The organism is Ignavibacteriales bacterium (assembly GCA_016709765.1).
GTDB lineage: Bacteria > Bacteroidota > Ignavibacteria > Ignavibacteriales > Ignavibacteriaceae > IGN3.
This window is the reverse complement of the sequence record JADJMD010000005.1, coordinates 26,336-37,813: the sequence shown is the minus strand read 5'-3', so window position 1 is coordinate 37,813 and position 11,478 is coordinate 26,336. Positions and strand designations below refer to the sequence as shown.

Genomic DNA, 11,478 nt, shown 5'->3' with positions numbered 1-11,478 from the left:
AGTTTCTCCTGCGCCAAAAGAATTTCCATTTCAGGATCGTATCAAGATTACAATAAATAGACCCTGTTTTGGTGCACATAACAGAGTATAGCCCCTGCTGTGGAAAACCTGTATAAACTGTAATCCGGGATCATACATTTTGCTGTAAGTGTTTGATTCAACCATTATATCTGAAGTTAACGCAAGATCTTTTAAATAAATTTTATTTAACAAATATAAATTAAAATTGTTCAGACAATTAATAATGATTAATTTCAATTATAATTTATTTATAAAAAACCGGAGCTAAGATGAAATATACTATTATACTTTTTACAATTTTATCAACTCAAATGTTTGCGCAATATACAACTCCAAATACTGGTGTCAATTGGAATCTTGATGATCTTGTTGCAAACTCCAGCGGAGTTGTGGCGGGCACCTTTCCCAATTATGCTATTAATAATAAAAATCACTGTTGCTGTAAATGATCGAGTTTATATTAATCCTGGAACAACCGTTTTATTTTCAGGTTCAACTAGTGGGTTTGATGTTAATGGAAAGTTCTTAGCAGTTGGAACACCCTACAGATCCAATCATCTTTTCTTCGTTAAATCAAGATTCAACAGGTGCAGCTACAATGGTTTTATTTTCTTGATTCTTCCGTTGATACGGCTTGCATAATCAGTTATGCCAGAATTGAATATGCTTATTACGGCTTAAGATGTTCGGGTGCAAGCCCTACACTATCAAATTCATATTTATGGAAGTGTAGAAGAAGTGTTTATCTTCAGAGCGGCTCAAACCCCGTAGTATCCATAACAAAGTAGAAAGGACTTATGAGTATGGAATTTATGTAACCACAGGAAGCTCTCCATTAATTGAATGGAATGAATTGGTTAATAACAATACGCAAAACACAAGTCCAAAAATCAAATTTCGATTGGAACTCAAGGAGACAATTCACCAACAATTTTGCACAACACAATTCATGGTGGTATGTTTAATAAAACAGGTGGAATTAGTATTTCAACATTACTTGGTGGGTCCGCTTCTTCATCAGTAATTGCCTATAATGAAATTTATAATAACAGCTATGGAATAGCGATGACAGGCAGCTATCCAATAACATGTTATGTACATGATAATTTGATTTACAACAACAATATTAATCCAGATGTAATGGTAGCCGGAAGTGGAATAAATACATATGGTACTGCTGTAGTTGCTCCGATTATAGCCCGAAATACTATTTATGGAAACTGGTGGGGAATAACAATTCAAGTTGGAATTTCCGGACAGCCTGGTGCAAATCCAAATCTTGGGAATATTGAAAATGCAGATACAACTGATGATGGGTTAAACATTATATATGGAAATATTCAAGGCGCAAATGTTTATGATCTTTATAATAACACACTTGATCCGATTTATGCACAGAACAATGATTGGCGAGTTTACGACTCAACATTAATTGAGGAACATATTTATCATGGTGTTGATAGCTCAGCACTAGGAATTGTTAAATTTGTACCGTTCTCTGCACAAATTCCAGTTGAGTTAACTTCTTTTGTGGCTAATGTTGTTTATGGAAATGTCACTCTAAATTGGACTACTGCAACTGAGTTAAATAATTCTGGATTTGAAATTGAAAGGATGGCAAACGTTAATAGTCAAATGCCAAATGCTTGGGAAAAGATTGGATTTATTACAGGCAACGGAACTTCAACTGAAGTACATACTTATTCTTTCTTTGATAAAAATCCTGTTGAAGGAAAATCTAATTACAGATTAAAACAAATTGATTTTGATGGTTCGTTTGAATACTCAAACATTATCGAGGTTGATTTTACTTTACCAATAGTATTTTCACTTGAGCAGAATTATCCAAATCCATTTAATCCAACTACCAGTATCCGATATGCGATAAGCAGTATGAAAAATGTGCAATTAATAGTTTATAATGTTTTAGGAAAAGAAGTTGCAATGCTTGTTAATGAAGTAAAACCAGCGGGTATTTATGAGATTGACTTTAATGCAGCTTCACTTGCCAGCGGAGTATATTTTTATAAACTGCAGGCTGGCAATTTTGTTGAAACAAAAAAATGATTTTATTAAGATAGTTAAATCGTATGGGCGAGTCACGAACTCGCCCTTTATTTTTTAAACCGAAACTTAAACCAGCAAGTAATCTAAATTCATACTTTGGGGCATTGATTGATTTTGCCGCATCCTGATAAGTAAACCCTTCTCTTCCGCTAACATCAGTTCCATCAGGATTATAGAAGGAATCGTGTCCGCCAACTTGAGCATCAAAGTAATAATCAAATCCACCTGCAAAAACAAAACTAAGAGTTGGACTGATACCAAAATATGTTTCTAAGCCGGCGCCCAAACCAAATTGAGATGTTGAAATATCAAAAAATTCATTACCGCCGATAAAATCAAAAGTAGAAGTGTGCATTGAGTATCGAGGTCCAACAGTCAAGTATGATTTTCGTATAGAAAAAAGATTTACTGGAAAAGCAAAATCTAATCTTAAATCTATCGAATGACCTGATTTATCAGGATCACCATTAGTGTTATCATTAATGAAAACTTTTCTTGCATCTAATGGATTGCCTGCATCACGAACATTATATCCGGCACTAAATTTTATTGCCATCGGAATATCGTAAGAAAATTCTGAAATCATTCCTGAAAGATTTGCTCCAAAATTATCTGTATAGCCAACCATAACCCCAAATGAAAATTTTGGATTTGCTGCTAATGGCGGAGTTTTTTGAGCAGCTAATTCTGCGGTTATAAAAATAAACGCTACAAGAATTAAAAATATTTTTCGAAGCATTTTGCCTCCTATGTTAGTTGATATTGTTTATGATTTTTTGCTATCTAGTTAGAGCCAGAATTACAGCAATTTTTATACAATTATTTTGATTTTGAAAAATGATTTTTTGAGTTGTTTTGTAAAATGAGTAGTAAAGAATTACCTGCAGGAGGAATTTTTTGGAATTAAATAATTTTACTCTATTAACTTTTAACGACTAATTTGACGGGAAAATAATAGCTCGCCTTCTTCTGCTCCGCAACCTATCGCTATATCTCAGACCCTCAGCGCTAAGATATTGATAAAAGGTTTATTCAGTAACTCAACTAGATTTACCCGATGAGAAATTTCAAACTCAATTTAGTGTATCATTGGGCAAATAACTTAATGGAATATTAAGCCCATTCTCTTTAACTTAATAAAAATGATTTTACATTATTTAAAAGTGTATTATGAATAAAGAAAAACAACAAACAGTTACAGTGATCGGATTTCCCATTGATCTTGGTTCTGGAAGACGCGGTGTTGATATGGGCCCTTCCGCACTTAGAATCGCAGGGCTGGAAAGCAAACTTGAGCAGCTTGGATATAATGTAGAGGATATCGGTGATATCAATATCGAAATAATGGAACGACAGAAAGTATCAAACCCAAAACTAAAATATTTAGATGAGATTCTTAAAACTTCTAAAATGCTTGCAGCACGAGTTGAAAAAGTTTTGGAACAAAAAAATTCCCGCTTTGCATTGGCGGCGATCATTCAATGGCTCTTGGTACAATTGCCGGAATTTCATCTTACTGTAAAAAAAACAAATTAACACTTGGTGTAATTTGGATTGATGCTCATACCGATATGAATACAGATGAAACAACTCCAACCGGAAACATCCACGGAATGCCACTAGCTGCTTCGATGGGATTGGGTTATAATGAGCTTGTTAACTTATATGGATTTTCACCAAAATTAAAACCAGAGAATTGTGCTGTTATTGCTGCAAGAAGTATTGATCCGCAAGAAAGATTAAACATTAAAAAGTTAGGGCTAAACGTATACACAATGAGCGATGTTGATAAGCTAGGCGTTCATAGAATTATAAGTCGTGTTTTAAAACAGTTTAAAGAAAAAGTAGATCACATTCATGTAAGTTTTGATGTTGACAGTGTGGATCCAAATTTTGCGCCCGGCGTTGGGACTCCGGTACCAGGTGGATTAAATTACAGAGAAGCACATTCTATCATGGAATCAATCGCAGAATGTGGATGTATGAATTCACTTGAGGTTGCTGAAGTAAACCCCATATTAGATATACGTAACAGTAGCGCTGTTTTTGCTGCCGATCTAATTGCATCAAGCATGGGGCAAAGAATTCTGTGATAAGTTTTCGCGTGGTTAATCTTTCTATATTAATAATATTTATCGTTGTTACATTTTTAAGTTTATTAGGAGTTGTTTCAATTAATGTGATAAATATTGGCGCTAATGTATTTATGTTGTTTGGAATAAGTTATTTCTACTCATCCTATGTTAAACATTATAGAGTGGGCGTATTTTTTGGTTCTGTGCTGTTTCTTATCGGTACAATTCTTTTTGTATTTTCAAAATTTGAGATATGGAATTTTGGAACTGTCTTTGTCCCATCAGTGTTAATTGTAGTGGGATTGAGTTTATTAATCTCAACCGTATTAATTAAACTGAGCGGTCTTTCGATTCTATTTTCTGCTTTATGCTTATTTGCTGGTGTTTGGTTATTGATTTTGCGGGGGACAGCAACTGTGGATTTATATTTATCCGCAGTGTATAATATATTTAAAGATTACTGGGTAATTTTTTTATTTTTAGGTGGGATAATTATTTTAACAACAAGAAATTTCAAGAATAAAAGGTATGAATGAAACTAGTTTTGTGTTCATAATACAACGAGGAAGAAGTTTTTTGCTTTAAATTTTTTATATCATTATTAAGTCCATTGATATCAGAACTAAACTTAAAAAATGAAAAAACAAGTGTTGCAAGCAGAATCGCAATTACTATATATGCAATTAAAAGTCCGCGCGTAATCTTTCTTTCACTCACCTCATATTGAAACTTTAATGAGTCAAAGTCTTGCTCAATTGCCTTGAACATTTTTTCGGCAACGCTTCTTTTGTTAAAATCAATTTGTTTACTTGCATCTTCTGAATCTTCAACAATTTTAGTTACTGTAGATTCTTCATTTAAAGATATTTCATTAACAATAGTTTCAGGTGTTCCTTTTGTTGGTAAATCATAGTTAGCAGCTGCTTCGTCCGCTATCGGGTATTCAATTTGGCTTTCGTCGACTAAAGTTTCAAAAGGTGATTCAATGATTTCATCTTCTTGTAAAATATGTTCTGATATTTCACTTTCAGCAAAGCTAGGCAAAACAACTTCATCAACTTTTGGATATTCAATTTGACTTTCATCAATTAAAGTCTCAAAGGGTGATTCTATCTCTGCATTTTCATTTAAATTATTTTCTGAGACTTCACTCTCATCAAAACCATGTAATTTAACTTCATCCAGATTAAATGTTATTTCATCTGGAGCTAATTCTGTTAATAAATTATCTTTAACTATGGTTGTTTCTTCAGTCTCAATCTCAATTGGTGGTTCAACAAAAGGTTCATCTATATTTGTATAATCATTTACCAGTTCTTCAACATCTTCTTCTATCTCAAATTTGTCTTCTTCTATTATTTTACTTGTTCGCAGCTGTTCGCTTAGTTTTATCAGTTTTAAAGCAACGCGATCTTTGAGTTCAGAATCTGGCAACTCTAATTCCAATGCAAGGGGCAAAAGTGAGGCAATGTTTTGAAACTTGCCTAATTCATCCCAAGGGAAAAGATGCCCGGCATCTATAAACTCCTGTAATTCTTTATTCTCGTTCTCATCTATACAACCAAGAGCTTTTGTCTGAAGCATTCCAATAATTTTTGCTCATCAATCATTGGATTCCCTCTTTTGCAAGAATTTCTTTTACGCTGTTAAGTGCCACTCTTATTTTTGATTTTACAGTTAACAATGGGATATTCAATTTAGTTGCTATATCTGATTCTGATAAACCATCATAGTATGCTAAGGAAAGAACGTACTGTTGTGCTTCTGTAAGGTTATGGACTGCAGCAAAAATATTTTCCCGATTATTAAAAGTCTTATCTAAGTCATTAGCGGGAATAATCAAAGAGAGATTAGGGATGATAACATCGTTTTCATAATCATCATTATATTCATCAGTAATCAAGAATTTTTTACGTTTGACGAAATCCAACGCTTTATTTCTAGTAAGCGTTATCAGCCAGGTAAACAAATTACCAGAATTAATATCAAACATTGAACTCTTTTGCCAAATAATCACAAAAATATCAGCAAGGATTTCCTCAGCAATTTCCTTTTGAACAACAATACGCTTAACTAAAGTGTATAAAACGGGGCTATACCGGTCATACAAAGTTTCTAATGCTTTGGAATCCCGATTAGTGATTCGTTGAAATAATTGAATGTCCGTAAATTCTGTATCCACTTTTTCAGATATAATAGTTGTTAATCATTTTACCATTCTAAAACTATATTTCTAAATCCAAAAAAGCAATTATTAACTCAGATGAACCCAACAATTTTATTCTTTTTATTCTTAATTAATTTCCATTCAAAGTTGAAGCATTAATAATTACTTGGTAAATTTGAACATCAAACACAAAGGAGTGATACATTGAAAAAACTATTACTATTCTTTTTCTTGACACTTACGGTCTCCCTTACCTTTTCACAGGTGGAGGTAAGTTCAAGATTGCAGCAAGCCTTAACTAAGGCAAACCAGAATGATTATATTAAGATTCTGGTTCTCCTTAGATCCCAGGTTGATTTAGCCTCACTAGATCAACAATTATACAGCCAAAAATCTACTTTGCAGCAAAGAGCATATAAAGTAATTACGGCTCTTAAACAAAACGCTGAAAATACCCAGGGTGGATTAAAATCATATTTTGATGCAAATTCTGAATCAGCAGACGTTTATACTTACCAGGCTTTCTGGATTTCTAATATGTTTGTGGTTGAAGCAAAGCCTAAAATAATTAACGAATTGATGACAAGATTAGATGTTGCTGAGCTGGATCTAGATGCTTTTTTGGAATTAGACAGACCTGAAAAAGTTGAAGATTATGTTGAGGGTACCGAATCTGTAGAACCGGGTTTAAAAATTATTAACGCACATTTGTTATGGGCGCAGGGAATTACCGGACAGGGAAGATTAGTAATGGATATTGATACAGGTGTTCATCCAAACCATCCAGCATTAAATTTTAAATGGAGAGGAAATCACGTTCCAAGTAATCAGGCATGGTTCGATCCTGTCAGCGGAACTACAGTTCCAAGTGATTGCGATGGACACGGCAGCCACACAATGGGAACAATGGTTGGATATTCACCCACAACAGGCGATACAGTAGGTGTTGCGCCCGATGCTGAATGGATTGCTGCAAAAACAATTTGCTCAAGTCCACACACATCTAACTCTGTTGCAGCGTTTCAATGGGCAATTGATCCGGATGGAAATCCTTTAACAATTACAGATATGCCCGATGTAATAAGCAATAGCTGGTACGATCCTGATGTAACTACCGAATGTTCCGGAATTTATAAAACAACTTTAGATGCAGTTGAAGCTGCAGGTATTGCCGTGGTTTTCTCTGCAGGCAACAGCGGACCAGGAACATCAACAATAACAAAACCCAAAAACATTAATACGAACAATGTTAACGTAATGTGTACAGCCGCTATCGATGGTGCTTCATATCTTGGTGGTAACACAAATCCAATTGCTAGTTTTTCAAGCCGGGGCCCATCAACTTGCGGCGGTACGGGTTCTTTGTTAATAAAACCGGAAGTTTCAGCACCCGGAGTTAACGTACGTTCGTCCGGTTCCGCAACAGGGTATACCGTGTTAAGTGGAACATCAATGGCCTCGCCACACGTTGCAGGTGCAGTTGCATTACTAAAACAATTTGCTCCAACACTAACAGGCAAACAAATTTTAGAAGCTTTGTACAACACAGCTGTTGATTTAGGCGCCCCTGGTGAAGATAATAATTACGGAATGGGATTGATTGATGTTTATGCAGCATTCTTAAGTTTAGGAACCGCTGATTCAACGGCTCCTGATCCAATTGTAGATTTATCTGCCAGCAATCCTACTTCGAATAGTTTAACACTACAATGGACAGTTCCTTATGACTCATCAATGAATGGTGTTACCGGATTTGATATTCGTTATTCTACATCAGTCATTAATGATTCAACAACATTTTATAATGCAATGCAGCTACCTTTTACAACTATTCCTGATACAGCGGGCGGATCAGAATCATATCTTGTTGAAGGATTGAATTTTGCTACACCGTATTACTTCTCAATAAAATCAAAAGATGTGTGGGGCAATTGGTCGCCATTATCAAACAGTGCAACAGGAACAACCTTGGCAGCACCTCAAGTATCAGTCGCGCCATTAAGTTTGCACCATATTCTCAATTCAATGGAAGTTGTTGTTGACACAGTAACTGTTTCAAATATTTCTGTAAATCCATCCACATTGGATTTTTCTGTTGCTCTTGAGAACAATACTTTCCCAGAGGGAATGATAGGTGCTAGGGTAATCCCTAATCAGAATACTTCTGATGGACAAAATGAACTATCTACAAAAGAAAACCCTATTGATGTCCGCGGATTAAGTATCGATGGACAGGGTGGACCAGATTTATTTGGTTATAAATGGATTGATAGCAATGAACCAAATGGTCCTCAGTATGTTTGGGATGATATTTCTACCACCGGAACATTAGCCACAACTTGGGTCGCTACAGGGACTTTTGATCCTAAAGATGAAGGATATGCCGGACCATTTCCTTTAGGATTTAACTTTAAATATTACGGGGTTAATAAAACAGAAGTTTATGTTAGTTCAAATGGTTTGTTGACCTTTGGAACAATAAGCACAAATATTTTTACTAATGCTGGTATTCCAAATTCTGCTGTTCCTAACGAATACATAGCCCCTTTCTGGGATGATCTTGATGGAGTTTCATCAGGAACTGTGCATTACAAACAGGATGGTAACAAATTTATCGTTCAGTTTACCGGATGGCATAAATATTCCAATACTGGTTCGTTAACATTCCAGATTGTGCTTTACGCTAACGGAAGAATAATGTTCTATTATAATAATATGAATGCAACATTAAATTCTGCAACGGTTGGAATTGAAAATGCAGCAGGCAATGATGGTCTACAGGTAGCTTACAATGCAAATTATGTTGCAAATAATCTTGCAGTACTATTTGCTTCAGAGCCGGATTGGTTATCAAACAATGTTAACAGCGGTACATTATTTAACGGCAACTCAGTAGCTGTTGAATTAACATTCCGTGCTGAAGATTATCCAGCTGGTAACTATGGAATGGATTTAGTGGTTACAAGTAACGATCCTGTTAACGCTACTGTTACTGTTCCTGTTACTATGGAAATTTCAGTCATACCTGTTGAGCTAACATCTTTTGTTGCAAAGAACGACAGAAACAATGTTACACTTAACTGGGCAACCGCTACAGAAACTAATAACAGTGGGTTCCAGATTGAAAGAAAACTTAATGGAACTAATGAGTGGACTAGTGTTTCATTTGTTTCAGGCAAAGGAACATCAACCGAAAGAAATAATTATTCATTTATGGATAAAGGTTTAAAGGTTGGTAAATACTCATACAGATTAAAACAAGTTGATCTTGATGGAACATTTGATTACTCGCCGATAATTGAAGTTGATGTAAATGCTCCTAATGATTATACGCTTTACCAGAACTATCCAAATCCGTTCAATCCAAGTACAACGATTGAATATTCTCTTCCGGAAAAAGCAGAGGTTACAATTTCTATATACACAGCTATTGGTGAATTAGTAACAACGCTAGTTAAAGGAACGGTTGAAGCTGGATATCAAAAAGCAAACTTTAACGCCGTTAATCTTACATCCGGTACTTACATTTACCAGATAAGAGCCGTTGGCAACGGAAGAACTTTTGTTGATACTAAGAAGATGGTACTTATAAAATAATGTAGAATTTATAATGTAGAATGTAAAATTAAGGCACGGGCAATCGTGCCTTTTTATTTTATACAGATACTAATTTTTTTTGTTTTGATCTTTATTTTTGGTGTATGAAAAAACTAAAAGGTTTTCTTACTCTAATACGATTTGAACTTCCGCTTGCGGCAGGAATTTGTGTTATACTCGGACAGTTATTTGCGCTTGGTGAGTTCGCTCCATTTAATCTAATATTAGCGGCGTCTCTGTCAGTCTTTCTAATTTCTGCATCAATACTTGTTTCAAATGATTACTTTGATCTAGAGACTGATAAAATTAACGCACCACATAGACCAATTCCATCTAATCTTATCACTCCTGCAGAAGCTTTGTTCCTTTCAATATTTTTATTGTTTGCAGGGCTTGTGTTAAGCTATTTTATAAGCGTTTCAGCATTACTGTTTTCTATTGGCTTAACGGTAATAGGATTTTTGTACAATAGAAAATTTAAGAAGCACGGAATAATTGGAAATCTTCTAGTCAGTTTTTCTGTAGGGATGACTTTTGTTTTTGGTGGCCTTTCTGTCGGGTTACCATTTAATAAGATTGTAATGTTCTTTGCTGTTATTGCAGCGCTGGTAGATTTAGGAGAAGAAATTGCGGCTGATTCAATGGATGTAAAAGGTGATCTTCTTATTGATTCAAATTCAATTGCAATAAAACATGGTAAAACAACGGCTATTAAAATAAGTTCGATTGTATTTTTTGTAGTTGTTTTTTTAAGTACAATACCATTTTTGTTAAAGTGGTTTCCAATTATATATTTAATCCCAATTACCATAATGGATTTTGCAATTGGATATTCAGCTATTAAACTACTTAAATCAAAAGATGAAGAAGGACGAAAATACATCCGCTTGCTTTACCTGGGCGCAACATTTGGGTTAATAGTTTTTCTGATTATGCGGCTGATTGGTCTGTAATTTTCAGCACGTCACTTATCCATACTTTTCTTAACTTTCCCCGCTAAAAATTTATAATGAGTCCCGATGCAAAAGATCCAAGTTACCCGATTGGCAAGTTTGATAGAAATATAATCGTTACAAAAGAAATGCAAAATAAATTTATCAAAACAATCGAATCACTTCCGGAATTATTAAGAAAAGAAGTTGAAAATCTTTCTGTTCAACAATTAGATACACCTTATCGTGATGGTGGTTGGACTGTCAGGCAAGTCATTCATCATTTGCCGGATAGTCACTTAATTGCTTATGTAAGATTTAAACTTGCGCTTACGGAAGACAATCCCAAAATAAAATCTTATGAAGAACAACTTTGGGCAGAACTGAAAGATATATTTGAAACACCAATAGAACTTTCATTAACTCTTTTAGATTTACTTCACAACAGATGGGTAATTCTTATAAGCTCATTAACTGATGAACAGTTTGAAAGAACTATGCAATATCCAGACTGGGGAAATATTACTGTTAGCAAAACACTTGCACTTTATGCCTGGCACAGCAAACATCATCTTGCCCACATAACTGAATTAAAAAAGAAAATGGGCTGGTAATTTTT

10 protein-coding genes and 1 pseudogene are annotated in these 11,478 nt (G+C 34.7%); 8 read left to right on the top strand and 3 right to left on the bottom strand.

Annotation, left to right across the window (positions count from 1 at the left end; all coding sequences use genetic code 11):
* Window positions 1-290 precede the first annotated feature (290 nt).
* The 3 genes from IPJ23_00940 to IPJ23_00930 all read left to right on the top strand — a co-directional run bounded on the left by IPJ23_00940 (window position 291) and on the right by IPJ23_00930 (window position 2,088).
* Window positions 291-470, top strand: coding sequence for a hypothetical protein (locus tag IPJ23_00940; GenBank protein MBK7629302.1), 180 nt, complete (start codon window positions 291-293; stop codon window positions 468-470).
* Window positions 433-663 carry a hypothetical protein gene (locus IPJ23_00935; protein ID MBK7629301.1) on the top strand — a complete coding sequence of 77 codons (231 nt, stop codon included), beginning with the start codon at window positions 433-435 and terminating at the stop codon, window positions 661-663. The genes IPJ23_00940 and IPJ23_00935 overlap by 38 nt, the downstream gene beginning before the upstream one ends.
* A 972-nt stretch (window positions 664-1,635) precedes the next feature.
* A complete protein-coding gene (locus tag IPJ23_00930; GenBank protein ID MBK7629300.1) occupies window positions 1,636-2,088 on the top strand; it encodes a T9SS type A sorting domain-containing protein in 453 nt (150 codons plus the stop codon).
* Here the strand turns inward: IPJ23_00930 and IPJ23_00925 are convergent.
* Window positions 2,012-2,827, bottom strand: a complete 816-nt coding sequence (locus IPJ23_00925) for a hypothetical protein (protein MBK7629299.1) — start codon at window positions 2,825-2,827, stop codon at window positions 2,012-2,014. The genes IPJ23_00930 and IPJ23_00925 overlap by 77 nt on opposite strands.
* A gap of 431 nt (window positions 2,828-3,258) precedes the next feature.
* Between IPJ23_00925 and rocF the strand changes: the two are divergent.
* Both rocF and IPJ23_00915 read left to right on the top strand, forming a co-directional pair.
* Window positions 3,259-4,181: pseudogene (gene rocF / locus IPJ23_00920) on the top strand (arginase).
* Entirely contained in the window at window positions 4,178-4,699 is a 522-nt protein-coding gene (locus IPJ23_00915) for a hypothetical protein (protein ID MBK7629298.1), read from the top strand. The pseudogene rocF and the gene IPJ23_00915 overlap by 4 nt, the downstream one beginning before the upstream one ends.
* Here IPJ23_00915 and IPJ23_00910 read toward each other — a convergent pair.
* Together IPJ23_00910 and IPJ23_00905 are read right to left on the bottom strand one after the other, a co-directional pair.
* A complete protein-coding gene (locus IPJ23_00910) occupies window positions 4,677-5,747 on the bottom strand; it encodes a hypothetical protein (protein MBK7629297.1) in 1,071 nt (356 codons plus the stop codon). The genes IPJ23_00915 and IPJ23_00910 overlap by 23 nt on opposite strands.
* A 22-nt stretch (window positions 5,748-5,769) precedes the next feature.
* Window positions 5,770-6,345: a sigma-70 family RNA polymerase sigma factor gene (locus tag IPJ23_00905; protein MBK7629296.1), complete on the bottom strand. Its 576-nt coding sequence runs from the start codon at window positions 6,343-6,345 to the stop codon at window positions 5,770-5,772.
* A 189-nt stretch (window positions 6,346-6,534) separates the two neighbouring features.
* On the opposite strand from IPJ23_00905, the gene IPJ23_00900 reads away from it, so the two are divergent.
* From IPJ23_00900 to bstA, 3 genes are all read left to right on the top strand, one after another.
* On the top strand, window positions 6,535-9,927 hold the full coding sequence (locus tag IPJ23_00900) for a S8 family serine peptidase (protein MBK7629295.1): 3,393 nt from the start codon (window positions 6,535-6,537) through the stop codon (window positions 9,925-9,927).
* A gap of 104 nt (window positions 9,928-10,031) precedes the next feature.
* A complete protein-coding gene (locus tag IPJ23_00895) occupies window positions 10,032-10,880 on the top strand; it encodes a UbiA family prenyltransferase (GenBank protein MBK7629294.1) in 849 nt (282 codons plus the stop codon).
* Window positions 10,881-10,936: 56 nt separating this feature from the next.
* Entirely contained in the window at window positions 10,937-11,473 is a 537-nt protein-coding gene (gene bstA, locus IPJ23_00890; protein ID MBK7629293.1) for a bacillithiol transferase BstA, read from the top strand.
* The last annotated feature ends 5 nt before the right edge of the window (window positions 11,474-11,478 follow it).

Excerpts from the sequence above, each read along its gene's own strand:
- IPJ23_00940 (MBK7629302.1), top strand. The coding sequence starts at position 291 with ATGAAATATACTATTATACTTTTTACAATTTTATCAACTCAAATGTTT.
- IPJ23_00935 (MBK7629301.1), top strand. The coding sequence starts at position 433 with ATGCTATTAATAATAAAAATCACTGTTGCTGTAAATGATCGAGTTTAT.
- IPJ23_00930 (MBK7629300.1), top strand. The coding sequence starts at position 1,636 with ATGGCAAACGTTAATAGTCAAATGCCAAATGCTTGGGAAAAGATTGGA.
- IPJ23_00925 (MBK7629299.1), bottom strand. The coding sequence starts at position 2,827 with ATGCTTCGAAAAATATTTTTAATTCTTGTAGCGTTTATTTTTATAACC.
- IPJ23_00910 (MBK7629297.1), bottom strand. The coding sequence starts at position 5,747 with ATGCTTCAGACAAAAGCTCTTGGTTGTATAGATGAGAACGAGAATAAA.
- IPJ23_00895 (MBK7629294.1), top strand. The coding sequence starts at position 10,032 with ATGAAAAAACTAAAAGGTTTTCTTACTCTAATACGATTTGAACTTCCG.
- bstA (MBK7629293.1), top strand. The coding sequence starts at position 10,937 with ATGAGTCCCGATGCAAAAGATCCAAGTTACCCGATTGGCAAGTTTGAT.